This is a genomic window from Pseudomonas sp. microsymbiont 2, assembly GCF_054788395.1.
The window spans coordinates 880,826-905,344 of record NZ_CM139112.1 but is presented as its reverse complement, the minus strand read 5'-3'; the positions used below and the strand labels follow the sequence as shown (position 1 = coordinate 905,344).

The 24,519-nt window shown below is 60.2% G+C and carries 17 protein-coding genes, 2 tRNA genes and 3 rRNA genes; 1 reads left to right on the top strand and 21 read right to left on the bottom strand.

Annotated elements, in window-relative coordinates:
• Positions 1 to 8: 8 nt before the first annotated feature.
• From fkpB to murJ, 5 genes are all read right to left on the bottom strand, one after another.
• Positions 9 to 446, bottom strand: a complete 438-nt coding sequence (gene fkpB / locus ACYUME_RS04110) for an FKBP-type peptidyl-prolyl cis-trans isomerase (RefSeq protein ID WP_279881962.1) — start codon at positions 444 to 446, stop codon at positions 9 to 11.
• Positions 439 to 954: a signal peptidase II gene (lspA, locus tag ACYUME_RS04105; protein WP_279881964.1), complete on the bottom strand. Its 516-nt coding sequence runs from the start codon at positions 952 to 954 to the stop codon at positions 439 to 441. Before lspA ends, fkpB begins: the two co-directional genes overlap by 8 nt.
• Positions 947 to 3,778 carry an isoleucine--tRNA ligase gene (gene ileS / locus ACYUME_RS04100; RefSeq protein ID WP_460418120.1) on the bottom strand — a complete coding sequence of 944 codons (2,832 nt, stop codon included), beginning with the start codon at positions 3,776 to 3,778 and terminating at the stop codon, positions 947 to 949. Before ileS ends, lspA begins: the two co-directional genes overlap by 8 nt.
• The gene (ribF, locus tag ACYUME_RS04095; protein ID WP_460418119.1) at positions 3,775 to 4,725 is read right to left on the bottom strand and encodes a bifunctional riboflavin kinase/FAD synthetase; all 951 of its coding nucleotides are present in this window, start codon (positions 4,723 to 4,725) and stop codon (positions 3,775 to 3,777) included. The genes ileS and ribF overlap by 4 nt, the downstream gene beginning before the upstream one ends.
• Positions 4,726 to 4,843: 118 nt before the next feature.
• A complete protein-coding gene (gene murJ, locus ACYUME_RS04090; RefSeq protein ID WP_460418118.1) occupies positions 4,844 to 6,382 on the bottom strand; it encodes a murein biosynthesis integral membrane protein MurJ in 1,539 nt (512 codons plus the stop codon).
• 250 nt (positions 6,383 to 6,632) lie between these two features.
• Between murJ and rpsT the strand changes: the two genes are divergently transcribed.
• Complete coding sequence (gene rpsT / locus ACYUME_RS04085) at positions 6,633 to 6,911, top strand: 30S ribosomal protein S20 (protein ID WP_003247625.1); 279 nt, start codon at positions 6,633 to 6,635, stop codon at positions 6,909 to 6,911.
• A gap of 136 nt (positions 6,912 to 7,047) precedes the next feature.
• Here rpsT and ACYUME_RS04080 read toward each other — a convergent pair whose 3' ends face one another.
• The 16 genes from ACYUME_RS04080 to ACYUME_RS04005 form a co-directional block, all read right to left on the bottom strand.
• Positions 7,048 to 9,348, bottom strand: a complete 2,301-nt coding sequence (locus tag ACYUME_RS04080; protein WP_460418117.1) for a PqiB family protein — start codon at positions 9,346 to 9,348, stop codon at positions 7,048 to 7,050.
• Positions 9,341 to 9,964, bottom strand: a complete 624-nt coding sequence (locus ACYUME_RS04075; protein WP_279888974.1) for a paraquat-inducible protein A — start codon at positions 9,962 to 9,964, stop codon at positions 9,341 to 9,343. The genes ACYUME_RS04080 and ACYUME_RS04075 overlap by 8 nt, the downstream gene beginning before the upstream one ends.
• The gene (locus tag ACYUME_RS04070; protein ID WP_279888975.1) at positions 9,951 to 10,610 is read right to left on the bottom strand and encodes a paraquat-inducible protein A; all 660 of its coding nucleotides are present in this window, start codon (positions 10,608 to 10,610) and stop codon (positions 9,951 to 9,953) included. The genes ACYUME_RS04075 and ACYUME_RS04070 overlap by 14 nt, the downstream gene beginning before the upstream one ends.
• A 320-nt stretch (positions 10,611 to 10,930) precedes the next feature.
• A 5S ribosomal RNA gene (gene rrf / locus ACYUME_RS04065) occupies positions 10,931 to 11,046 on the bottom strand.
• Between the two features lie 149 nt (positions 11,047 to 11,195).
• A 23S ribosomal RNA gene (locus ACYUME_RS04060) occupies positions 11,196 to 14,088 on the bottom strand.
• Positions 14,089 to 14,332: 244 nt separating this feature from the next.
• Positions 14,333 to 14,408, bottom strand: a tRNA-Ala gene (locus ACYUME_RS04055).
• Positions 14,409 to 14,414: 6 nt separating this feature from the next.
• Positions 14,415 to 14,491 (bottom strand) — tRNA-Ile (locus ACYUME_RS04050).
• A gap of 77 nt (positions 14,492 to 14,568) precedes the next feature.
• Positions 14,569 to 16,105, bottom strand: a 16S ribosomal RNA gene (locus ACYUME_RS04045).
• The 16S, 23S and 5S rRNA genes sit together here with 2 tRNA genes alongside, the layout of an rRNA operon.
• A gap of 886 nt (positions 16,106 to 16,991) precedes the next feature.
• Positions 16,992 to 17,600, bottom strand: coding sequence for a protein-methionine-sulfoxide reductase heme-binding subunit MsrQ (gene msrQ, locus ACYUME_RS04040; RefSeq protein WP_460418116.1), 609 nt, complete (start codon positions 17,598 to 17,600; stop codon positions 16,992 to 16,994).
• Positions 17,600 to 18,613, bottom strand: a complete 1,014-nt coding sequence (msrP, locus tag ACYUME_RS04035) for a protein-methionine-sulfoxide reductase catalytic subunit MsrP (protein WP_460418115.1) — start codon at positions 18,611 to 18,613, stop codon at positions 17,600 to 17,602. The genes msrQ and msrP overlap by 1 nt, the downstream gene beginning before the upstream one ends.
• 75 nt (positions 18,614 to 18,688) lie before the next feature.
• Positions 18,689 to 19,540 (bottom strand): CDP-diacylglycerol--serine O-phosphatidyltransferase, encoded by an 852-nt coding sequence (pssA, locus tag ACYUME_RS04030; protein WP_279887070.1) that lies wholly within the window; start codon positions 19,538 to 19,540, stop codon positions 18,689 to 18,691.
• A gap of 152 nt (positions 19,541 to 19,692) precedes the next feature.
• Positions 19,693 to 20,709, bottom strand: coding sequence for a ketol-acid reductoisomerase (gene ilvC / locus ACYUME_RS04025; RefSeq protein ID WP_027917653.1), 1,017 nt, complete (start codon positions 20,707 to 20,709; stop codon positions 19,693 to 19,695).
• Between the two features lie 53 nt (positions 20,710 to 20,762).
• Positions 20,763 to 21,254 carry an acetolactate synthase small subunit gene (gene ilvN / locus ACYUME_RS04020; RefSeq protein WP_003250040.1) on the bottom strand — a complete coding sequence of 164 codons (492 nt, stop codon included), beginning with the start codon at positions 21,252 to 21,254 and terminating at the stop codon, positions 20,763 to 20,765.
• Position 21,255: 1 nt separating this feature from the next.
• Positions 21,256 to 22,980, bottom strand: coding sequence for an acetolactate synthase 3 large subunit (locus ACYUME_RS04015; protein ID WP_460418114.1), 1,725 nt, complete (start codon positions 22,978 to 22,980; stop codon positions 21,256 to 21,258).
• Between the two features lie 407 nt (positions 22,981 to 23,387).
• Positions 23,388 to 23,720: a YqcC family protein gene (locus ACYUME_RS04010; RefSeq protein WP_460418113.1), complete on the bottom strand. Its 333-nt coding sequence runs from the start codon at positions 23,718 to 23,720 to the stop codon at positions 23,388 to 23,390.
• Positions 23,717 to 24,496, bottom strand: coding sequence for a tetratricopeptide repeat protein (locus ACYUME_RS04005; protein ID WP_279887078.1), 780 nt, complete (start codon positions 24,494 to 24,496; stop codon positions 23,717 to 23,719). The genes ACYUME_RS04010 and ACYUME_RS04005 overlap by 4 nt, the downstream gene beginning before the upstream one ends.
• Positions 24,497 to 24,519: the final 23 nt, after the last annotated feature.

Genomic DNA, 24,519 nt, shown 5'->3' with positions numbered 1-24,519 from the left:
CTCCAGGCTCACACGGCCTTCACGTCGAGGATCTCCACCTCGAAGTTCAGGGTCTTGCCAGCCAGTGGATGGTTGAAGTCGATGGTCACCTGGTGTTCGTCGAACGCTTTCACCACACCCGGCAGCTCGGTGTTGGCGGCATCGTTGAAGATCACCAGCAGCCCTTCGGACAGTTCCATGCCCTCGAACTGCGAACGCGGCATCACCTGCACGTTCTGCGGGTTGTGCTGGCCGAAGGCATGCTCCGGCGCCAGGCTCAGTTTGCGCTTGTCGCCGGCCTTGAAGCCGAACAGCGCGGTCTCGAAGCCCGGCAGCAGGTTGCCGTCGCCGACCTTGAACGTGGCCGGGGCCTTGTCGAAGGTGCTGTCGACGGTGTCGCCGTTTTCCAGGTGCAGCGCGAAGTGCAGGGTGACTTCGGTGTTCTGGCCGATACGGGTGTCAGTCATGGACGGCTTCCTCGGACTTCTTGCTCTTGAACATGTCCAGCGCCAGCATCACCGCGCCTACGGTGATGGCGCTGTCGGCCAGGTTGAAGGCCGGGAAGTACCAGCGGTTCTGCCAGTGCACCAGGATGAAGTCGACCACGTGGCCCAGCACGATGCGGTCGTACAGATTGCCCAGCGCGCCGCCCAGCACCAGTGCCAGGGCAACGGCCAGCCAGGTCTCGTTGCGCCCCAGGCGCTTGAGCCAGACCACCAGCACGGCGCTGACCACCACGGCGATCAGGGCGAACAGCCAGCGCTGCCAGCCGGAGCTGTCGGCCAGGAAGCTGAACGCGGCACCGGTGTTGTAGGCCAGGGTCCAGCTGAAGTAGTCGGGGATGACCACGATCTGCTGGTACATGCTCAGCGAGCTGTCGAAGTACAGCTTGGTGGCCTGGTCGAGGACCAGCACCACCAGGCTCAGCCAGAGCCAGGCAAGGCGCCCGAAGCGCCCCGCAGGAGCGTTAGGCATAGTGGCGCACCTCACCGGAACCGCTCAGGTTGTCCACGCAACGACCGCAGATCTCCGGGTGCTCCGGGTGGCTGCCGACGTCGGCGCGGAAGTGCCAGCAACGGCCGCACTTGGCATGGCCGGACTTGACGACTTTCAGCTTGAGGCCTTCGACTTCGGTTGTCACCGCGTCGGCCGGGGCCTGGACGAACGGCACCACGCTGGCGGCCGAGGTGATCAGCACGAAGCGCAGCTCGTCGCCGAGCTTGTTCAGGTCGGCGGTCAGGCCTTCTTCGGCGAACAGGGTGACTTCGGCCTGCAGGTTGCCGCCGATGACCTTGGCGGTGCGCTGGTTCTCCAGCTCCTTGTTGACCGCGGCCTTGACCGCCATCACGCGATCCCAGTAGGCGCGATCCAGCTCGGTGCCCTCCGGCAGCTCGGTCAGGCCCTGGTACCAGGTGTTGAGCATCACCGACTCGTTGCGCTCGCCCGGCAGGTACTGCCAGATCTCGTCGGCGGTGAACGCCAGGATCGGCGCGATCCAGCGCACCAGCGCCTCGCTGATGTGGTACAGCGCGGTCTGGCAGGAGCGGCGGGCGACACTGTTGGCGCCGGTGGTGTACTGGCGGTCCTTGATGATGTCGAGGTAGAAGCCGCCCAGCTCTTGCACGCAGAAGTTGTGCACCTTGGAGTACACGTTCCAGAAACGGTACTCGCTGTAGTGCTCTTCCAGCTCGCGCTGCAGCAGCAGGGTGCGGTCGACCGCCCAGCGGTCCAGGGCCAGCATGTCTTCGGCCGGCAGCAGGTCGCGGGCCGGGTCGAAGCCGGACAGGTTGGAGAGCAGGAAGCGCGCGGTGTTGCGGATACGCCGGTAGGCGTCGGCGCTGCGCTGCAGGATCTGCTCGGAAACCGCCATCTCGCCGGAGTAGTCGGTGGCCGAGACCCACAGACGCAGGATGTCGGCGCCCAGGGTATCGTTGACCTTCTGCGGCTCGATGGTGTTGCCCAGCGACTTGGACATCTTGCGGCCGTTCTCGTCCACGGTGAAGCCGTGGGTCAGCAGCTCGCGGTACGGCGCGTGGCCGTCGATGGCGCAACCGGTCAGCAAGGATGAGTGGAACCAGCCGCGGTGCTGGTCGGAGCCTTCCAGGTACAGGTCGGCGCGCGGGCCGGTGGCGTGACCGATGTCATGGGAGCCGCGCAGCACGTGCCAGTGGGTGGTACCGGAGTCGAACCACACATCGAGGGTGTCGGTGATCTTGTCGTACTGGCCGGCCTCGTCACCGAGCAGCTCGGCGGCGTCGAGTTTGAACCAGGCCTCGATGCCTTCTTTTTCGACGCGCTGGGCCACGGCTTCCATCAGCTCGACGGTGCGCGGGTGCAGCTCGCCGGTCTGCTTGTCGAGGAAGAACGGAATCGGTACGCCCCAGTTACGCTGACGCGAGATGCACCAGTCCGGACGGTTGGCGATCATCGAGTGCAGGCGCGCCTGGCCCCAGGCCGGGACGAACTTGGTCTCTTCGATGGCCTTGAGCGCGCGCTCGCGCAGCGGCTCGCCGGTGCTTGGCTGCTTGTCCATGCCGACGAACCACTGCGCGGTGGCGCGGTAGATCAGCGGGGTCTTGTGGCGCCAGCAGTGCATGTAGCTGTGGCTGATGGTTTCGGTGTGCATCAGCGCGCCGACTTCGCTGAGCTTGTCGACGATGGCCGGGTTGGCCTTCCAGATGAACTGGCCGCCAAAGAACGGCAGCGACTCGACGTACACGCCGTTGCTCTGCACCGGGGTGAGGATGTCGTCGTTGACCATGCCGTAGCGCTTGCAGGTGACGAAGTCGTCTTCACCATAAGCTGGCGAGGAGTGAACCACGCCGGTGCCGGCGCCCAGTTCGACGTAGTCGGCCAGATAGATCGGCGACAGGCGGTCGTAGAACGGGTGACGGAAGTTGATCAGCTCCAGGGCCGAGCCCGGCGCGGTGGCGATGATCGAACCTTCGAGGTTGTAGCGCTTGAGGCACGACTCGACCAGTTCCTCGGCCAGCACCAGCAGGCGCTCGCCGGTATCGACCAGGGCGTACTTGAAGTCCGGGTGGATGTTCAGCGCCTGGTTGGCCGGGATGGTCCACGGGGTGGTGGTCCAGATCACGATGGCGGCGGGCTTGGCCAGCGAGGCCAGGCCGAAGGCGGCGGCCAGCTTGTCGGCATCGGCGACCGGGAAGGCCACGTCGATGGTCTGGGACTTCTTGTCGGCGTACTCGACCTCGGCTTCAGCGAGCGCCGAACCGCAATCGAAGCACCAGTTCACAGGCTTGAGGCCCTTGAACACGAAACCTTGCTTGACCATCTCGGCCAGGGCGCGGATTTCCCCGGCCTCGTTGGCGAAGTTCATGGTCTTGTACGGGTTGTCCCAGTCGCCCAGCACGCCCAGGCGGATGAACTCGGTCTTCTGCCCTTCGATCTGCTCGGCGGCGTACTCGCGGCACAGCTCGCGGGTGCGATCGGCGGTCAGGTGCTTGCCGTGGGTGACCTCGACCTTGTGCTCGATCGGCAGGCCGTGGCAGTCCCAGCCCGGGACATAAGGCGCATCGAAGCCCGACAGGGTCTTGGAGCGGACGATCATGTCCTTGAGAATCTTGTTCAGCGCATGACCGATGTGGATCTTGCCGTTGGCATAGGGCGGGCCGTCGTGCAGGACGAACTTCGGACGATCCTTGCCAATCTCGCGCAGCTTACCGTACAGGCCAATGCTGTCCCAGCGCTGCAGGATCTGCGGTTCGCGCTGAGGCAGGCCGGCCTTCATGGGGAAGGCGGTGTCCGGAAGGTTAAGCGTGGCTTTGTAGTCGGTCATTTCAGGCTCTTCGTTAGCGGTTGAGCGTGCCAGTGGGCACGTGCGGCGGCGATGTCCGCGTCGATCGCCGACTTCAGCGCCTCCAGGGAGGCGAAACGCTGCTCTTCACGCAGCTTGTGGTGGAATTCCACCGTCAGGCGCCGGCCATACAGGTCGCCGGCGTAGTCCAGGAGATGAATCTCCAGGTGAGGACGCCCGTCACCGGCGACGGTGGGGCGCACTCCAATATTGCCGACACCCGGCCAGTGCTTGCCGTCGATCTCGATGCTGGCCAGGTAGACCCCGGACAGCGGCACGCGGCGGCGCTTGAGCTGGATGTTGGCGGTGGGGGTGCCGAGCTGGCGCGCCAGCTTCTGGCCGTGCAGCACGCGGCCGGTGATGCGATAAGGGCGGCCCAGCAGGTGCTCGGCCAGCTCGAAGTCACCCTCGGCCAGGGCCTTGCGCACTTCGGTGCTGCTGACGCGCAGGCCATCCTGGATCACGGTGTTGGCCGCCTCGACGGTGAAACCATGATGCTTGCCAGCCTCGGTGAGGAAGGCGAAATCGCCGGCACGGTCGCAGCCGAAGCGAAAATCGTCGCCCACTTCGAGGTGACGCACACCCAGGCCATCGACCAGCACTGCCTTGACGAACTGCTCGGCGCTGAGCTTGCTCAGGCGCTGGTTGAACGACAGGCACAGCACCCGGTCGATGCCCTCGCCGGCCAGCAGCTCGACCTTGTCACGCAGACGCGCCAAGCGCGCCGGTGCGCTGCCCGGGGCGAAGTATTCGCGGGGCTGCGGCTCGAAGATCACCACGCAGGTGGGCAGGCCCAGTTCCTGGCCGCGTTCGCGCAGGCGCGCGAGAATCGCCTGGTGACCCCGGTGGACCCCGTCGAAGTTGCCAATGGTGGCGACACAGCCCCGGTGCTCGGGGCGCAGGTTGTGAAGACCTCGAACCAGCTGCATAACGCGCTTCTTGCTCATAAAGTGGCCGATTATAACCACACCCGGGCGCTGACGACAGGCAGCAGCGCCACCATGGGGCGTGGAATGTGAAAAACCGACGCCTGACCCTCTTCCCGCCTCAGTGCAGGGCTTTGCGGGCGAAGTGCCGCGGACGGAAACCACACAGGTACAGGCAACCGAAATAGGTCACCACGCCCGCCAGGATCAGGGCGCCCAGGCGCACAAAGCGCTCGAGCATGTTGCCCTGCTCCCAGGCCGGCAGGTAGTGCATGCCCAGCAACAGCACGCCCGACATCAAGCTGACCGCCAACACCAGCTTCGACAGGAACAGCGCCCAGCCCGGCTGTGGCTGGAACAACTGCTGGCTGCGCAGTTTCCAGAACAGCAGGCTGGCATTCAGGCATGCGCCCAAGCTGATCGCCAGGGCCAGCCCGGCGTGGGCCAGCGGGCCGATCAGGGCCAGGTTGAACAACTGGGTGCAGACCAGGGTAAAGACCGCGATCTTCACCGGCGTGCGGATATTCTGCTGGGCATAGAAGCCAGGTGCCAGCACTTTGACCAGGATGATCGCCAGCAGGCCCACCGAATAGGCGATCAGCGCACGCTGGGTCATGGCCGCGTCGAAGGCGCTGAACTTGCCGTACTGGAACAGCGCCACGGTCAGCGGCTCGGCCAGGATCGCCAGGGCCAGGGTGCAGGGCAGCACCAGCAGGAAACACAGGCGCAGGCCCCAGTCGAGGATGCGCGAGTACTCTTCACGGTCCTTGTTGGCGTAGGTCTTGGCCAGGGTCGGCAGCAAGATCGTGCCCAGGGCCACCCCCAGCACGCCGGACGGCAGCTCCATCAGGCGGTCGGCGTAGTACATCCACGACACCGAGCCCGCCACCAGGAACGAGGCGAAGATGGTGTTGATGATCAGCGAGATCTGGCTCACCGAGACCCCGAGAATGGCTGGCAGCATCTGCTTGAGCACGCGCCATACGCCAGTATCGCGAAGGTTGAGCCGTGGCAGCACGAGCATGCCGATCTTCTTCAGCGCCGGCAGCTGGTACAGCAACTGCGCCAGGCCGCCCGCCAGCACGCCCCACCCCAGGGCCATGATCGGCGGGTCGAAGTAAGGTGTCAGCAGCACGGCGAAGGCGATCATGGCCACGTTGAGCAGCGTGGGCGTGAAGGCCGGGACCGTGAAGCGGTTCCAGGTGTTGAGGATCGCGCCGACCAGCGACGACAGCGAGATCAGCAATATATAAGGAAAGGTCACCCGCAGCAGCGAGGTGGTCAGCTCGTATTTCTCGGCGCTGTCGACGAAACCCGGCGCGGTGGCCCAGACCACCCAGGGCGCGGCGAGAATGCCCACGACGGTGACCAGGGCCAGGACCAGGGTCAGCAGGCCGCTGACGTAGGCGATGAAAGTGCGCGTGGCCTCCTCGCCCTGCTGGGTCTTGTATTCGGCCAGGATGGGCACGAATGCCTGGGAGAACGCGCCTTCGGCGAAGATCCGCCGCAGCAGGTTGGGCAGTTTGAAGGCGATGAAGAAGGCGTCGGTGGCGATGCCGGCACCGAAGACCCGGGCCAGGATGGTGTCGCGCACGAAGCCTAGCACCCGGGAAATCATGGTGATGGAACTGACCGCGGCCAGGGATTTGAGCAGGTTCATCGAAAAGTTTCACGCCAGGGGACAGAGGACGCTGCCAGAGCGCGTCCGAATGTGCGATACTCCCGCGCCTTCGCAGGGGAGCCAAAAATTCCCGAGTTTACAGGTCGCGTCGCAGAAAGGAATCTTTCCGCTCGTTGCCCCACCATTCGGCGGAACCCTGCAGGTGGCCTTGACATCCGTTCGACTCATCGGCATGATTCGCGGCCTATTTTGTTTGCTATTTACCTAAAGTCTTTCGAGGAGCTCGACGGTGGCCAACACACCTTCCGCCAAGAAACGTGCAAAACAGGCTGAGAAGCGTCGCAGCCACAACGCCAGCCTGCGTTCCATGGTCCGCACCTACATCAAGAATGTAGTCAAGGCCATCGACGCAAAAGACGCCGAAAAAGCGCAAGCCGCCTACGTTCTGGCTGTACCTGTAATCGACCGTATGGCCGACAAAGGTATCATCCACAAGAACAAGGCTGCTCGCCACAAAGGCCGTCTGAATGGCCACATCAAGGCGCTGAAAGAAGCTGCAGCTGCCTAAGCGACGTTCTTGTCGAAAAAACCGACCCTAGGGTCGGTTTTTTTATGCCTGTGATTTTTCACCGCCAGCACTCCCCTCTATCTGTAGGAGCGGCCTTGCCGAGGCCGCTCCTACAGGCACCAGGTCAACCGTTCGATCACTTGCCGATCTGGATCTTCGGCGCCCATTCCAGCCAGGCATCCTCGGCCTTGTCGAACAAGGCGAAGGTCTGTTGTGGCCGAGCAGGATTGCCCATCTGCTCGCCGTCCGGCGTGGCAAAGGCGATACCGCCTTCGATCAGGGTCTCGACCGACTCGGTGCGCACCGTGGCGCCCTTGAACAGCCCCCAGTCGAAGCCGAACCCACTGCTGTTCCAGAAACGGCTGCCGCCACGTACCAGCCCGGCGTAACGCGGTTCGATCAAGATGTGGATAAGTACCCGGTCGGCGGTCTGGCCCAGCTCGAAGCCGGTCACCCTGCCCACCGTGACCTCTCGATAGGTCACCGGCACACCCGGCTTGATCGAGCCTCGGCGCGCCGCGCTCAGGGTCAGCGGCAGGCCGACCTCCTCGCCTTTCACTTCCGGTGCATCGCTCAGGGCGATGAAGTCACGCTGCGGCCCCTTGTCCTTGAGCGCCGGCAGCACCTCCAGGTACTGGCCGCCGATCAATGTATCGAGGTTCTGGGTACGCACCAGACCCAAGGCCGGCTTGACCACCCAGAACTGGGTGCCAGCACGGGCGATACGCTCGGCCGCCTGGGTAATCCGCGCACGCAGCACCACGGCCTGCAGGTCGCTGGTCAGGTCGACACTCTCGACACTGCCCACGTCCAAGCCGCGGAAACGGATCGGCGTGCCCGGCTTCAGGCCTTCGGCACGGTCAACACGGATGGTGACCAGGGTGCCGGCACGGTTGGCCGCATCCTGGCTTTCATGCAGGCGGAAACGTGGAATATGGCGCTTGAGCGGCACATCCGGCTTTGGCGTATCGAAGGCAATACCGCCCGCCATCAGCGTCTGCAGCGACTCGCTCTTGACCTGGATGCCCGAGAGCCCGCCGGTCAGGGTGATGCCACTGGCGTTCCAGAAGCGAGTGGAGCCATTGACCAGCTTTTCGTACTCCTTCTCGATATGCACGCCGATCAGGATCCGCTTGCTGTTACGGGCGAACTGGTAACTCTGCACGCTACCCACGCGCACCTGGCGGTACATCACCGGGCTGCCGACTTCCAGCGAACCCAGGGTGTCAGCGAACAGCACCATGTGCAGGCCCGGCGCCTTCAGGTCCAGCGGCGGCGCCTTCGGACGCGCCTCGAACTCACGCAGAGGCTTGGCCCCCACCTCTCCCGGACGAACTGCGATGTAGTTACCCTTCACCAAAGCCTCGAGGCCGGTGATGCCAGCGAGCGAGATCGACGGCTTGACCACCCAGAACTGGGTGCCTTCGACCAGATAGTCTTCGGCCAGCGGGTCCAAGGTCAGCTCGGCCGTGGCGCTGGACAGATCGCCCTCGATCTTCAGGTCCTTGAGCGAGCCGATCTGGATACCTTTGTACAGTACCGGGGTGCGCCCCTTCTGCAGGCCTTCGAAATCACTGAGCTTGACCTTCACGCGGATACCGGCCTGAGCCGCGTCAAAGTCTTCGTAAAGGCGGAACGGCAGGCTCGGGTCGGTGGGCGGGCTGTCCTTGCGGTTCTCCGGGGTCGCGAAGGCAATGCCACCGGCAACGATGCTCGACAGCGACTCGGTGCGCACTTTCACCCCCGACAGGTCGGCATCGATACTGACCCCGCTGGCATTCCAGAACCGCGTGTGCTTGCGCACCAGGCTGGCATACGCGGGGGCGATGAAGACCTTGATCTCGACCGTGCCCTGGTCCTCGGAGAGGCGATAGCTCTTCACCCGACCAACTTGGATCTGCTTGTAGAACACTGGGCTATCTCGGTTGAGCGACCCCAGACGCTCGGCCTTGAGCGTGAGGTGTAGACCAGGCTCGGCATCGGACATTGGCGGAGCTTCCTTGAGCGCGGTGAAACGCTTGGTCGGCTCCCCCTCCCCCGGATCGACAGCGATATAGTTGCCCGAGACCAGCGTCTCCAACCCCGAAATGCCCGCCAGGCTGACGCTCGGCTTCACCAGCCAGAAACGCGTGCCCTTGGTCAGGTGCGGCCCCGCCTCCTTACGCATCTCGATGGTGGCGACGACACCACGGTTGTCCCCCTTGTCATCCAGCACCAGGGCAGTGACCTTGCCCACCGACATGCCTTTGAAGATGACCTCGGTCTTGTTGGCGACGATGCCCTCCCCGGTCTCGAAACGCACCTGGATCGCGATACCCGCGTCCTGGTAGGCCTGCCAAGCCAGCCAGCCACCGATGGCCAGGGCGATCAGCGGGAGAATCCAGATGGCCGACCAGTTCGAAGCAGGCCGGGTTTTAGCCGTTGGCAAATCACTCATGGTCGTCATCCGACTCCGTGTTATCCCAGATCAGTCGGGGATCGAAAGTTAAAGCAGCGAGCATCGTCAGGATCACCACGCTGGCGAAGGCGACGGCGCCCAGGTTGGCTTCGACACTGGCGATGCGGCCGAAATTCACCACGGCCACGAGGATGGCGATGACGAAGATGTCCAGCATCGACCAGCGGCCGATGAATTCGATGAAGCGGTACATCAGGATGCGCTGCCGCGCCGAGAGCGGCTGGTGGCGCTGCACCGAATACAGCAACAAGGCGATGCCCACCAGCTTGAAGGTCGGCACCAGGATGCTGGCGATGAACACCACCGCGGCGATCGGCAGCATGCCGTGCTTGAGCAACGTGATGACGCCGGACATGATCGTGTCAGGGCTACCCTGGCCCAGCGCACTGACGGTCATGATCGGCAGCACGTTGGCCGGGATATAGAGGACCATGGCCGTGATCAGCAGCGCCCAGGTGCGCACGATACTGTTGGGACGCCGGCCATGCACGACGGCACCACAGCGGGTGCAGGTCTGCGAGGCCGTATCAGGCTCCTGCCGGTTCAGCTCATGGCATTCATTGCAGACCAGGATGCCTGCATCAATCGCCCGCATGGACATCCTCCCCCGACAAAGCCACCCAGATCTGGTGTGGCGACATGACCACTTCGAGCCATACCTGAACCAGCAACAGGCTGATGAAGCAGAACAGGCCGAGACCAAGACTGAGTTCAGCCAGATCGACCAGCTTGACGATGGCGACCAGCACGCCCATGAAATAGACCTCGAGCATGCCCCACTCACGCAGATGGTGGTAGACACGATAGATCAGCAAGCCGTAGCTGCGGCCAATATCCAGGCGGATGCTCAGCAATACCGCCAGCTGGCAGAGCAGCTTGAGCAAGGGAATGGCCATGCTGCACAGGAACACCACCACGGCGATACCGCGCATTTGCGAATTGTACAGGCCGAGCACGCCACTCCAGACGGTGTCGTCGGACGTCTGTCCGAGCAGGTGCAACTGCATGATCGGCAGGAAATTGGCCGGCACGTACAGCAGCAAGGCCGTCAGCACTAACGCCAGACTACGGTTGACCAGGTTGTGCCGGTGGGCATAGAGCTCGTAGCCACAACGCGGGCACTGAGCCTTCTCATCATTTTGCAGCGTTGGCTTGCGCATCAGCAGGTCGCACTCGTGGCAGGCCACGAGTTCATCCAGCGGCAACTGCGCGAGCGCTTCAGGGTCGTCAGGGTTGGGCATAAATGCGTTCTGAATGGATACGTCGGCTCTATTCTAGTGTTCCGACTCGAATTGTGGGAGACGGCCATTGTGAGGAACTGTATGGGTGTGCGAGTCACATTTTTCGAATGCGATACGACGCCCCCTGTAGGAGCGGCCTTGTGTCGCGAAAGGGCTGCGAAGCAGCCCCGGCGATATCTGCTTGATGCATAAATCCTGGGGCCGCTACGCGCCCCTTTCGCGACGCAAGGCCGCTCCTACAGGGGGCGGTTTTGGTTTGGCGGATGCGGAAAAGACAAAACCCCTACCTGCTCGCGCAGATAGGGGTTTTGCGAAATGAATCTTGACGATGACCTACTCTCACATGGGGAAACCCCACACTACCATCGGCGATGCATCGTTTCACTGCTGAGTTCGGGATGGGATCAGGTGGTTCCAATGCTCTATGGTCGTCAAGAAATTCTGTTGCCAGAAGATCCGGATGGATACTCTAGCGAATTCGGATATGTGAATTTGTGGCTCTTTATTTCAAGAGCAGCGAACTTTCGGTTCTTTCGTCTTCACCACCACAATTTGGCTTTCATGCACAAATTGCTTGGGTGTTATATGGTCAAGCCTCACGGGCAATTAGTATTGGTTAGCTCAACGCCTCACAGCGCTTACACACCCAACCTATCAACGTCGTAGTCTTCGACGGCCCTTCAGGGAGCTCAAGGCTCCAGTGAGATCTCATCTTGAGGCAAGTTTCCCGCTTAGATGCTTTCAGCGGTTATCTCTTCCGAACATAGCTACCCGGCAATGCCACTGGCGTGACAACCGGAACACCAGAGGTTCGTCCACTCCGGTCCTCTCGTACTAGGAGCAGCCCCTCTCAAATCTCAAACGTCCACGGCAGATAGGGACCGAACTGTCTCACGACGTTCTAAACCCAGCTCGCGTACCACTTTAAATGGCGAACAGCCATACCCTTGGGACCGGCTTCAGCCCCAGGATGTGATGAGCCGACATCGAGGTGCCAAACACCGCCGTCGATATGAACTCTTGGGCGGTATCAGCCTGTTATCCCCGGAGTACCTTTTATCCGTTGAGCGATGGCCCTTCCATACAGAACCACCGGATCACTAAGACCTACTTTCGTACCTGCTCGACGTGTTTGTCTCGCAGTCAAGCGCGCTTTTGCCTTTATACTCTACGACCGATTTCCGACCGGTCTGAGCGCACCTTCGTACTCCTCCGTTACTCTTTGGGAGGAGACCGCCCCAGTCAAACTACCCACCATACACTGTCCTCGATCCGGATAACGGACCTGAGTTAGAACCTCAAGGTTGCCAGGGTGGTATTTCAAGGATGGCTCCATGAGAACTGGCGTCCCCACTTCAAAGCCTCCCACCTATCCTACACAAGCAAGCTCAAAGTCCAGTGCAAAGCTATAGTAAAGGTTCACGGGGTCTTTCCGTCTAGCCGCGGATACACTGCATCTTCACAGCGATTTCAATTTCACTGAGTCTCGGGTGGAGACAGCGCCGCCATCGTTACGCCATTCGTGCAGGTCGGAACTTACCCGACAAGGAATTTCGCTACCTTAGGACCGTTATAGTTACGGCCGCCGTTTACCGGGGCTTCGATCAAGAGCTTCGCTTGCGCTAACCCCATCAATTAACCTTCCGGCACCGGGCAGGCGTCACACCCTATACGTCCACTTTCGTGTTTGCAGAGTGCTGTGTTTTTAATAAACAGTCGCAGCGGCCTGGTATCTTCGACCGGCATGGGCTTACGGAGCAAGTCCTTCACCCTCGCCGGCGCACCTTCTCCCGAAGTTACGGTGCCATTTTGCCTAGTTCCTTCACCCGAGTTCTCTCAAGCGCCTTGGTATTCTCTACCTAACCACCTGTGTCGGTTTGGGGTACGGTTCCCAGTTATCTGAAGCTTAGGAGCTTTTCTTGGAAGCATGGCATCAACCACTTCGCGCTCTAATGAGCACTCGTCATCAGCTCTCGGCCTTGAGATCCCGGATTTGCCTAAGATCTCAGCCTACCACCTTAAACTTGGACAACCAACGCCAAGCTGGCCTAGCCTTCTCCGTCCCTCCATCGCAATAACTGGAAGTACAGGAATATTAACCTGTTTTCCATCGACTACGCTTTTCAGCCTCGCCTTAGGGACCGACTAACCCTGCGTCGATTAACGTTGCGCAGGAAACCTTGGTCTTTCGGCGTGCGAGTTTTTCACTCGCATTGTCGTTACTCATGTCAGCATTCGCACTTCTGATACCTCCAGCAAGCTTCTCAACTCACCTTCACAGGCTTACAGAACGCTCCTCTACCGCATCACCAGAGGTGATACCCGTAGCTTCGGTGCATGGTTTGAGCCCCGTTACATCTTCCGCGCAGGCCGACTCGACTAGTGAGCTATTACGCTTTCTTTAAAGGATGGCTGCTTCTAAGCCAACCTCCTAGCTGTCTAAGCCTTCCCACATCGTTTCCCACTTAACCATGACTTTGGGACCTTAGCTGACGGTCTGGGTTGTTTCCCTTTTCACGACGGACGTTAGCACCCGCCGTGTGTCTCCCATGCTCGGCACTTGTAGGTATTCGGAGTTTGCATCGGTTTGGTAAGTCGGGATGACCCCCTAGCCGAAACAGTGCTCTACCCCCTACAGTGATACATGAGGCGCTACCTAAATAGCTTTCGAGGAGAACCAGCTATCTCCGAGCTTGATTAGCCTTTCACTCCGATCCACAGGTCATCCGCTAACTTTTCAACGGTAGTCGGTTCGGTCCTCCAGTCAGTGTTACCTAACCTTCAACCTGCCCATGGATAGATCGCCCGGTTTCGGGTCTATACCCAGCGACTAAAGCGCCCTATTAAGACTCGCTTTCGCTACGCCTCCCCTATTCGGTTAAGCTCGCCACTGAATATAAGTCGCTGACCCATTATACAAAAGGTACGCAGTCACCTAACAAAGTAGGCTCCCACTGCTTGTACGCATACGGTTTCAGGTTCTATTTCACTCCCCTCTCCGGGGTTCTTTTCGCCTTTCCCTCACGGTACTGGTTCACTATCGGTCAGTCAGTAGTATTTAGCCTTGGAGGATGGTCCCCCCATGTTCAGACAAAGTTTCTCGTGCTCCGTCCTACTCGATTTCACTGGCAAGAGATTTTCGTGTACGGGGCTATCACCCACTATGGCCGCACTTTCCAGAGCGTTCCACTAATCTCAAACCAGCTTAAGGGCTGGTCCCCGTTCGCTCGCCACTACTAAGGGAATCTCGGTTGATTTCTTTTCCTCAGGGTACTTAGATGTTTCAGTTCCCCTGGTTCGCCTCTTGCACCTATGTATTCAGTACAAGATACTCAGCTTATGCTGAGTGGGTTCCCCCATTCAGAGATCTCTGGATCACAGTCTGTTTGCCGACTCCCCAAAGCTTATCGCAGGCTACCACGTCTTTCATCGCCTCTGACTGCCAAGGCATCCACCGTATGCGCTTCTTCACTTGACCATATAACCCCAAGCAATCTGGTTATACTGTGAAGACGACATTCGCCGAAAATTCGCATTTCGCTCATTGCTGAGCAGAACTCACAAATTTTACCTTAGCCTGAATAACCAGCAGTGAAACTGGCATTCAGTCTATCTATCACATATCCGAATTTTTAAAGAACGATCTGACAAAAGTCAGAAATCAACATTCATCAGCGAATGCTCATTTCTAAGTTCTGATCAACTAGACACTACTGCGAAAGTGGTGGAGCCAAGCGGGATCGAACCGCTGACCTCCTGCGTGCAAGGCAGGCGCTCTCCCAGCTGAGCTATGGCCCCGCATATTGGTAGGTCTGGGCAGATTTGAACTGCCGACCTCACCCTTATCAGGGGTGCGCTCTAACCAACTGAGCTACAGACCTATATAGGGTCTTGATCGTCTTCACATATGAATCAAGCAATTCGTGTGGGAGCTCATCAGCAGGCTGATGTCTTCGATTAAGGAGGTGATCCAGCCGCAGGTTCCCCTACGGCTACCTTGTTACGACTTCACCCCAGTCATGAATCACACCGTGGTAACCGTCCTCCCGAAGGTTAGACTAGCTACTTCTGGTGCAACCCACTCCCATGGTGTGACGGGCGGTGTGTACAAGGCCCGGGAACGTATTCACCGCGACATTCTGATTCGCGATTACTAGCGATTCCGACTTCACGCAGTCGAGTTGCAGACTGCGATCCGGACTACGATCGGTTTTGTGAGATTAGCTCCACCTCGCGGCTTGGCAACCCTCTGTACCGACCATTGTAGCACGTGTGTAGCCCAGGCCGTAAGGGCCATGATGACTTGACGTCATCCCCACCTTCCTCCGGTTTGTCACCGGCAGTCTCCTTAGAGTGCCCACCATAACGTGCTGGTAACTAAGGACAAGGGTTGCGCTCGTTACGGGACTTAACCCAACATCTCACGACACGAGCTGACGACAGCCATGCAGCACCTGTGTCAGAGTTCCCGAAGGCACCAATCCATCTCTGGAAAGTTCTCTGCATGTCAAGGCCTGGTAAGGTTCTTCGCGTTGCTTCGAATTAAACCACATGCTCCACCGCTTGTGCGGGCCCCCGTCAATTCATTTGAGTTTTAACCTTGCGGCCGTACTCCCCAGGCGGTCAACTTAATGCGTTAGCTGCGCCACTAAAATCTCAAGGATTCCAACGGCTAGTTGACATCGTTTACGGCGTGGACTACCAGGGTATCTAATCCTGTTTGCTCCCCACGCTTTCGCACCTCAGTGTCAGTATCAGTCCAGGTGGTCGCCTTCGCCACTGGTGTTCCTTCCTATATCTACGCATTTCACCGCTACACAGGAAATTCCACCACCCTCTACCATACTCTAGCTCGCCAGTTTTGGATGCAGTTCCCAGGTTGAGCCCGGGGCTTTCACATCCAACTTAACGAACCACCTACGCGCGCTTTACGCCCAGTAATTCCGATTAACGCTTGCACCCTCTGTATTACCGCGGCTGCTGGCACAGAGTTAGCCGGTGCTTATTCTGTCGGTAACGTCAAAACAGCAAGGTATTAACTTACTGCCCTTCCTCCCAACTTAAAGTGCTTTACAATCCGAAGACCTTCTTCACACACGCGGCATGGCTGGATCAGGCTTTCGCCCATTGTCCAATATTCCCCACTGCTGCCTCCCGTAGGAGTCTGGACCGTGTCTCAGTTCCAGTGTGACTGATCATCCTCTCAGACCAGTTACGGATCGTCGCCTTGGTGAGCCATTACCTCACCAACTAGCTAATCCGACCTAGGCTCATCTGATAGCGCAAGGCCCGAAGGTCCCCTGCTTTCTCCCGTAGGACGTATGCGGTATTAGCGCTCCTTTCGAAACGTTGTCCCCCACTACCAGGCAGATTCCTAGGCATTACTCACCCGTCCGCCGCTGAATCAAGGAGCAAGCTCCCGTCATCCGCTCGACTTGCATGTGTTAGGCCTGCCGCCAGCGTTCAATCTGAGCCATGATCAAACTCTTCAGTTCAATACTGCTTGGGTTTTTAAGAAACCCTAAACTTGGCTCAGCAATCTCAAATGACTATGTGATTTCTCGCATGGCCACTTGTGATGCTGATAATCTTGGCGACTATCAGTCCGTACTCACAAGCACCCACACGAATTGCTTGATTCAATTTGTTAAAGAGCGTTTGGTTAAGAGCTTTTCGCCTCAACCGAGGCGCGCATTCTACGCTTTCCTCATTTCGTGTCAAGCGTTTATTTTGAAGTTTTTCGTTTCACTTCAAACACTTGACTCGCTGCGATCTCTCGTAGCGGGAGGCGAATCATACAGCGTTACAACCTGCTGTCAACTGCCTTTTTCACCGCTGCCGATCGTGAGACCGAAGCCCTTTCAGCTTCTTCGAACTCGCTAACTCTTTGAATCTCAAGGAGTTTCGCGTTCCGTTGTCGCTGGAAGTGGGGCGCATTATAAGGGGATCTGAAAGCGCGTCAACCTTTAATTTCAAGAAAATGAAATATTTAGCGAAAGGACCGCGTCAGGGCCGCCAGGGGCCCGCCACAACCCTTGCAGCGCCTATCAGATCGAGCGCCGCCCGCGCGGCGCATCGCGACGCAAGGCCGCTCCTACATTTGTTGCAACGTGCCGAACCTGTCAGGCCATGGTTGCCCGCCTTGGTGCATGCCTTGAGACAGGTGAGGCGCCAGTGGTGCCCACACTGAAACCGCGTCGTACCAACAAGGCGGACCAGGTGATGGCCCAGGAGCGATTGGCCCGAAACAAATGTAGGAGCGGCCTTGCGTCGCGATGCGCCGCGCGGGCGGCGCTCGATCTCATAGGCGCCGGAGAAACCTCGGCGAACACCTCTGAGACACAGCACCATCCTCAAGACAGGCCCTACCCGCCCCTCTCCTCAAACCGCTCTCCCCCGGCCCACCAACCTCGGTACCCGCCGCCACACAGACGGAATCCTCAACACCAACAACACTCCACCAATCCCGGCATAGATCGCCCACTCCCTCAGATCCGAACGCACGATCCACAAAAAGTGCAGCAACCCCAACCCGAGAATCACATAGACGAGCCGATGCAGCTTCTTCCAGCGCGCGCCCAATCGCCGCTGGCTATAGCGATTGGACGTGACCGCCAACGCCAGCAACCCCAGAAAACCGAGCGCCCCCACAATGATGTAGGGACGTTTGCGTAACTCCACCCCAAACTGCCCCCAGTCCAGCCCCAGGATGAACACCAGGTACGCCATCAAGTGCAGCACTATATAAGCAAAGCACCACAACCCCAGTTGCCGACGCACCACGATCCACCCTGACCAGCCGCTCAACCGCTGCAAGGGCGTCATGCTCAGAGTAATCAACAGAAACACCAGCGCCCCCAGGCCAAGACGATCCATGAGGATCTTCCCCGGGTCCGGGTCGAGCAACCCCATCAGTGCCTCGTACAGCCACCAGGCTGGAAACAGACAACCCGCGATGAAGATCGCCAGGCGAAACCAGGGATAACGCATCAGTAGTTCTTCCGCAGGTCGAGGCCGCTGTACAACGACGCCACTTCATCGGCATAGCCATTGAACATCAATGTATCGCGCACATTGGGACTGAACAGCCCACTGGGCAGCCGCCGCTCCCGAGCCTGGGTCCAGCGCGGGTGATCGACCGTCGGATTGACGTTGGCATAGAAGCCATACTCATCCGGCGCCAACCCCTGCCAGGTGGTGTGCGGCTGCTCCGCCACCAGACTGATGCGCACGATCGACTTGATGCTCTTGAAGCCATACTTCCACGGCACCACGAGGCGCAACGGCGCGCCGTTCTGGTTGGCCAGCTCGCGGCCATACATGCCCAATGCCAGGATCGCCAGCGGATTCATCGCCTCGTCCAGTCGCAGCCCCTCCACGTAGGGCCAGTCGATCAAGGCGAACCCGGAACGCTGCCCCGGCATGCTCTTCGGATCCTGCAGGGTCTCGAAACGGATATAGCGCGCTTTCGAAGTCGGCTCGACCTGCTTGAGCACCTCCGCCAGCGGGAAACCCAGCCACGGAATGACCATCGACCAGGCTTCGACACAGCGCAGTCGATAGATACGTTCCTCCAGCTGGTATGGCTTGACGAAGTCCTCCAGCGCATAGCGCCCGGGCTTGGCCACCTCGCCATCGACCACCAGACTCCAGGGCTCGGTCTTCAGCGACCCGGCATTGGCCGCCGGATCACCCTTGTCGGGCCCGAACTCATAGAAGTTGTTGTAATGGGTAGCGTCCTTGAACGGCGTGATCGCCTCGCCCTGCACGGTCACCGCCTGCCAGCGCGCCGCGGCAAGCTTGTCGGCGAACCACGCAGGCGCCTTGCCGGGGACGACATCGGCATAGCGCGGCGCCTCGGCGGCGACACCCATTCGCGGCAGCGCGCCCAGCGCCAGCCCTGCAAGGGCTCCACCGAGCATGTGACGACGGGAAAGGTAGATCTGTTCGGGGGTGATCTCCGATGACTTGCACTCGGAGGATCGGGGAAGCTTGATGAGCATGGCGGCTCCACAGTACGGGCAACTGATGTACCCGTAAGACTATGGAGCCGGCAGGTTATTCCGCGATTAAATCTTTCAGCTTTTGCGACGACGGACGCGCAGCAGGTACTGCACGGGGCCGGAGATCGCGTAACCGAGGAAGATCAGCAGCAGAATGCGCGGCGGATCGCTGAACACCACGGCAAATACCAGCACCACGGCCAGGATCGCGACAAAGGGCACGCGCCCCTTGAGATCCAGTTCCTTGAAGCTGTTGTACTTGATATTGCTGACCATCAGCATGCCAGCCGCGGCCACCAGCAGCGCCACCAGGAACGACAGCTTGGAGCCTTGGATGCCGTAGTCGCTGAAAGCCCACACGGTACCGGCCACCACGCCTGCCGCCGCCGGGCTGGCCAGACCGATGAAGTAGCGTTTGTCGGCGGTGCCGACCTGGGTGTTGAAACGCGCCAGACGCAGCGCCGCACCCGCCACATAGATGAAGGCGACCATCCAGCCGACCTTGCCCATGTCGCCCAGTGCCCAGCCGAAGGCCAGCAATGCCGGGGCCACGCCGAAGGCGACCATGTCCGACAGCGAATCGTACTCGGCGCCAAAGGCGCTCTGCGTGTTGGTCATTCGCGCGACACGGCCATCGAGGCTGTCGAGGATCATGGCGACGAAGATCGCGATGGCGGCAAAGGCGAAATACTTGCTCGCCTCGCGCGGGTCACCGGCGCTCAGGGCGCTCTGTGCGCTCATCGAACTGATGATGGAATAGAAGCCGGCGAACAGGTTCGCGGTGGTGAACAGGTTGGGCAGCAGGTAGATGCCGCGGTGACGGACCTTGCGCCCTTCGGCGTCATGGCCTTCTTCGACGTGCTCATCGATAGGTAGCAGGCTTTCGGCGTCGGAGGGCTTGTTCGGCTCTTCGGGACGTTCGCTCATGAAATGTACCTTGCAACAGGTTGGAATATGTTCGACACGGGCTCGGAAAAACGGATCTAACTGCGAGCCACTGGTCGCTTTATACCAGAAGCTGACCGCGCAAACGAAAAAACGCGGCCGAAGCCGCGTTTTTCATTTATCGAAGCAGGACCTTAGTTCTTGGTCTTGTCGACGATCTTGTTGGCCGAGATCCACGGCATCATCGAGCGCAGTTGCTCGCCGATGATCTCGATGCCGTGGGCGGCGTTGTTGCGACGCTTGGCGGTCATCGAAGGATAGTTGGTGGCGCCTTCGCTGATGAACATCTTCGCGTACTCGCCGTCCTGGATGCGCTTGAGCGCATTGCGCATGGCCTTGCGGGACTCTTCGTTGATGACTTCAGGGCCGGTGACGTATTCACCGTACTCGGCGTTGTTGGAGATCGAGTAGTTCATGTTGGCGATACCGCCTTCGTACATGAGATCGACGATCAGCTTCAGCTCGTGCAGGCACTCGAAGTAGGCCATTTCCGGGGCGTAGCCGGCTTCGACCAGGGTTTCGAAACCGGCCTTGACCAGCTCGACGGTACCGCCGCACAGAACGGCCTGCTCACCGAACAGGTCGGTTTCGGTCTCATCCTTGAAGGTGGTCTCGATGATGCCAGTACGGCCACCACCGACGCCAGCGGCGTAGGACAGGGCGACGTTCTTGGCGTTGCCCGAGGCGTCCTGGTAGATGGCGATCAGGTCAGGGATGCCGCCGCCCTTGACGAACTCGGAGCGCACGGTGTGGCCCGGTGCCTTCGGCGCGATCATGATCACGTCGAGGTCGGCACGCGGAACGACCTGGTTGTAGTGGATCGAGAAACCGTGGGAGAAGGCCAGGGTGGCGCCCTTCTTGATGTTCGGCTCGATCTCGTTCTTGTACAGCTGGCCCTGGAACTCGTCCGGGGTGAGGATCATGACCAGGTCGGCAGCGGCGACGGCGGTAGCCACGTCAGCCACTTTCAGGCCGTGGGCTTCTGCCTTGGCAACGGTAGCCGAACCTTTACGCAGACCGACGGTAACGTCCACACCGGAGTCCTTCAGGTTGCACGCCTGGGCGTGACCCTGCGAACCGTAGCCGATGATGGCGACTTTCTTGCCCTGGATGATGGAAAGGTCGCAGTCTTTATCGTAGAAAACTTTCATGAAATACCCCTGTTATATCTCGGCCCCAGCGGAGCCATCGCTAGTTTTTGAAGTTAGATGCTGAGCACTTTGTCGCCACGGGCAATGCCGGTGACGCCACTGCGCACGGTTTCGAGAATCGATGCGGTGCCGATGGCCTGGATGAAGCTGTCCAGTTTGTCGCTGGTGCCGCTCAGCTGCACGGTGTACACGCTGGCGGTCACGTCGACGATCTGGCCACGGAAGATATCCGTGGTGCGCTTGATCTCGGCGCGCTGGGCCCCGGTGGCCTTGACCTTGACCAGCATCAGTTCACGCTCGATGTGAGCGCTTTCCGACAGGTCCACAAGCTTGACCACTTCGACCAGCTTGTTGAGGTTCTTGGTGATCTGCTCGATCACTTCGTCATGGCCAACGGTGGTCAGCGTCAGACGCGACAGGGTCGGGTCTTCGGTCGGCGCCACGGTCAGGCTTTCAATGTTGTAGTTGCGCTGGGAGAACAGGCCGACCACGCGAGACAAGGCACCGGGTTCGTTTTCCAGCAGCAGGGAAATGATGTGCCGCATATCAGGTACGCTCCGTCTTGCTCAGCCACATGTCACGCATCGAGCCGTCCTTGATCTGCATCGGATAGACGTGCTCGGTCCGGTCGACCGCGATGTCGATGAACACCAGGCGATCCTTCATCGCGAAAGCCTCTTCCAGTTTCGGCTTGAGGTCTTTCAGGCTGGTGATGCGAATGCCCACGTGACCATAGGCTTCGGCCAGCTTGACGAAGTCCGGCAGCGACTCGACATAGGAGTGCGAGTGGCGACCGTTGTAGGACATGTCCTGCCATTGGCGGACCATGCCCAGTACACCGTTGTTCAGGTTGACGATTTTCACCGGCAGACCGTACTGCATGCAGGTGGACAGCTCCTGGATGTTCATCTGGATGCTGCCTTCACCGGTGACGCAGGCCACGTCCTGGTCGGGGAAGTTGAGCTTGACGCCCATGGCCGCCGGGAAACCGAAGCCCATGGTGCCCAGGCCACCGGAGTTGATCCAGCGGTTGGGTTTGTTGAAGCGGTAGTACTGCGCCGCGAACATCTGGTGCTGGCCCACGTCGGAGGTGACGAAGGCATCGCCCTGGGTCACTTCGCATAGGGTCTCGATCACCTGCTGCGGCTTGATGATGTTGCCGTCGCCCTTGTCGTAAGGGAACAGCGCACCGTCGCCGCGCCATTCGTCGATCTGCTTCCACCAGGCATCCAGCGCCGCCTTGTCGGGCTGCTCGCCGATTTCCTTGAGGATGGCGAGCATCTCGCTCAACACGCTCTCGACCGGGCCGACGATCGGCACGTCGGCCTTGATCATCTTGGAGATCGACGCCGGGTCGATGTCGATGTGGATGATCTTGGCGTTCGGGCAGAACTTGGCCGGGCCGTTGACCACGCGGTCGTCGAAACGCGCGCCGACGGCGAAGATCACGTCGGCGTGGTGCATGGCCATGTTGGCGGTGTAGCTGCCATGCATGCCGAGCATGCCGAGGAACTGGCGATCGGTACCCGGGAAGCCACCGAGGCCCATCAGGGTGTTGGTGACCGGCAGGTTCAGCGTCTTGGCGATTTCGGTGAGGGCTTCGGAGCCACCGCCGAGGATCACGCCACCGCCGGAGTAGACGATCGGGCGCTTGGCCGCCAGGAGCATCTCGGCCGCCTTGCGGATCTGCCCGGAGTGACCACGAACAGCCGGGCTATACGAACGCAGCTTGACCTTTTTCGGGTAGATGTACTCGAACTTCTCGGCCGGGTTGGTCATATCTTTTGGAATGTCGACCACTACCGGGCCGGGACGGCCGGATTGCGCAAGATAGAAGGCTTTTTTCAGGACTTCGGGGATTTCCGAGGCGTGCTTGATCATGAAGCTGTGCTTCACGATCGGCCGGGAGATACCGATCATGTCGGTTTCCTGGAACGCGTCGGTGCCGACCATGGTGCTGGGCACCTGGCCAGACAGGATGACCATCGGAATGGAATCCATGTAGGCGGTGGCAATGCCGGTGATGGCATTGGTCGCGCCCGGGCCGGAAGTCACCAGTACCACGCCGGCCTTGCCGGTGGCACGGGCGTAACCGTCCGCCATATGGGTGGCAGCCTGCTCGTGACGGACCAGGATGTGCTGGACTTCCGGTTCCTTGAACAGGGCATCGTAAACATGAAGGAGAGCACCACCAGGGTACCCGTAGATGTGCTTAACGCCTTCGTCACGCAAGAAGCGGACGACCATCTCAGCGCCAGATAAAAGCTCCACGTTGTTCACCTCTAAAACGCCAGAATACCGCCCTCACTGAGCGGGTCTTAATAGGTTTACTGCCAAGCAGAGCATGAGCGAACGTCAGCACTGACTGAGCAAGTATTGGGAGTGCCCTGGTGTGTTGCGGGCCTTCCCACCCAGCGCGAGGTAACGCGTTGCGGGGTGTTACAAGTCGGCGCGGGTGTGCGCCTCATGATCTGCTTAGCGGGTCTGCTTCTGGCAGTCCCTCTACAGCGGAATCTGGATTCTTGTGATTCGGCGCGCACAAGTCAAGAAAAATTATTGCCAATTTTTCCGCAAGATGAATCACTGCAACCACTAAAAAGGTGACCAGCAGCAGATTTAAGAAGATTTCCATAAAAAAGGGCCACAATCTGCGGCCCTTGAAGGAAAAAGAGAAGAAATCAGGCGGAGGGGCTGATCAATTGGTCGAATTCTGCCAACAGCCGCCGTAGCTCGCGGCTTTGTTCCGGGCGGTCGACAAAAACCGTCTCGGCCATGACCAGGATGCCGGAGGCATTGGGCAATGGCTGGCCATGCTCGAGAATCAGTTTCATCCGCGGCAGGAAGATCCACTGCAGCCACTGCTCGAAAGCCATGCAGTCGACGGCGAACGGCACCACGCTGGCCAGGGCCTCGGCACTGGGTGCCTGATCGCTCCACCAGCCCTGGACCTTGAGTTCGCGCTCGATCAGCAGCAGGTGATCGGCGATATCGAGGATGCGCTGTTCCATCACAGGTTGACCCGCGCCTTCTGCCGCGCCAGCGCGGCGCCGGCGCTGTCACCCTGCTTCTCGCGGGCCTGGGCGATGGTGTTCCACAGCTGGGCCTGCAGGTCGGGGCGGCCGTTGGCGTAGGTCAGGGCACGGCGGGCCAGTTGCTCGGACTGCGCCGCATCGCCCTGGGACAGGCGTACCTGGGCCAGACGGAACAGCACTTGCGGCTCACGCGGGGCGATACGCTGGGCACGCTCCAGGCTCGACGCGGCGCCGTTGAAGTCGCCACTGCCCTGCTGCTGCTGGGCGGTGGTCAGCAAGGCCAGCACCGGGCCATCGAGCTGCTCGTCGGCGGACAGGCCACCACTGGCGACGTTACCCCGCGGAATACCGGTCGGCGCGCTGGTGACCGGCGCAGGCTTGCTCATCGAGGCGATGTCGAACGGCTCGTCGGCGATCGGGTTGGGGTTGGTGGTGATCGGCCCGCTGCTGACCGGGCCCGGGGTGATCGGGCCGGTGCTGATCGGCGCCGGGCCGCTGCCCGCCGGGAACGACTGGATCGGCGCGCCGCCAGTGCCCTGCGGGATCATCACGGTAACGCCGGAGTCTTCCGGCAACACCTGGGCCTGGCTGCTGCCGCCGCTGGTCGGGTAGGCCGCCGTGCGATTGGCCGAGACACGCTCGCTGTTGGAGACCCGGGTGCTCGAATCGACCACCGGAATGTTGCCACGCGGGACGCTGGCACAACCGTGCAGCACGCTCACTGCCGCCAGGGCAGGTATCCACCACTTGTTCACTTCACACCCTCTTCAGAAGCTCG

Excerpts from the sequence above, each read along its gene's own strand:
- ACYUME_RS04080 (WP_460418117.1), bottom strand. The coding sequence starts at position 9,348 with ATGAGTGATTTGCCAACGGCTAAAACCCGGCCTGCTTCGAACTGGTCG.
- msrP (WP_460418115.1), bottom strand. The coding sequence starts at position 18,613 with ATGCTCATCAAGCTTCCCCGATCCTCCGAGTGCAAGTCATCGGAGATC.
- ACYUME_RS04070 (WP_279888975.1), bottom strand. The coding sequence starts at position 10,610 with ATGCCCAACCCTGACGACCCTGAAGCGCTCGCGCAGTTGCCGCTGGAT.
- msrQ (WP_460418116.1), bottom strand. The coding sequence starts at position 17,600 with ATGCGTTATCCCTGGTTTCGCCTGGCGATCTTCATCGCGGGTTGTCTG.
- lspA (WP_279881964.1), bottom strand. The coding sequence starts at position 954 with ATGCCTAACGCTCCTGCGGGGCGCTTCGGGCGCCTTGCCTGGCTCTGG.
- ileS (WP_460418120.1), bottom strand. The coding sequence starts at position 3,778 with ATGACCGACTACAAAGCCACGCTTAACCTTCCGGACACCGCCTTCCCC.
- fkpB (WP_279881962.1), bottom strand. The coding sequence starts at position 446 with ATGACTGACACCCGTATCGGCCAGAACACCGAAGTCACCCTGCACTTC.
- ilvN (WP_003250040.1), bottom strand. The coding sequence starts at position 21,254 with ATGCGGCACATCATTTCCCTGCTGCTGGAAAACGAACCCGGTGCCTTG.
- ribF (WP_460418119.1), bottom strand. The coding sequence starts at position 4,725 with ATGCAGCTGGTTCGAGGTCTTCACAACCTGCGCCCCGAGCACCGGGGC.
- murJ (WP_460418118.1), bottom strand. The coding sequence starts at position 6,382 with ATGAACCTGCTCAAATCCCTGGCCGCGGTCAGTTCCATCACCATGATT.
- ACYUME_RS04075 (WP_279888974.1), bottom strand. The coding sequence starts at position 9,964 with ATGCGGGCGATTGATGCAGGCATCCTGGTCTGCAATGAATGCCATGAG.
- pssA (WP_279887070.1), bottom strand. The coding sequence starts at position 19,540 with ATGAGCGAACGTCCCGAAGAGCCGAACAAGCCCTCCGACGCCGAAAGC.
- ilvC (WP_027917653.1), bottom strand. The coding sequence starts at position 20,709 with ATGAAAGTTTTCTACGATAAAGACTGCGACCTTTCCATCATCCAGGGC.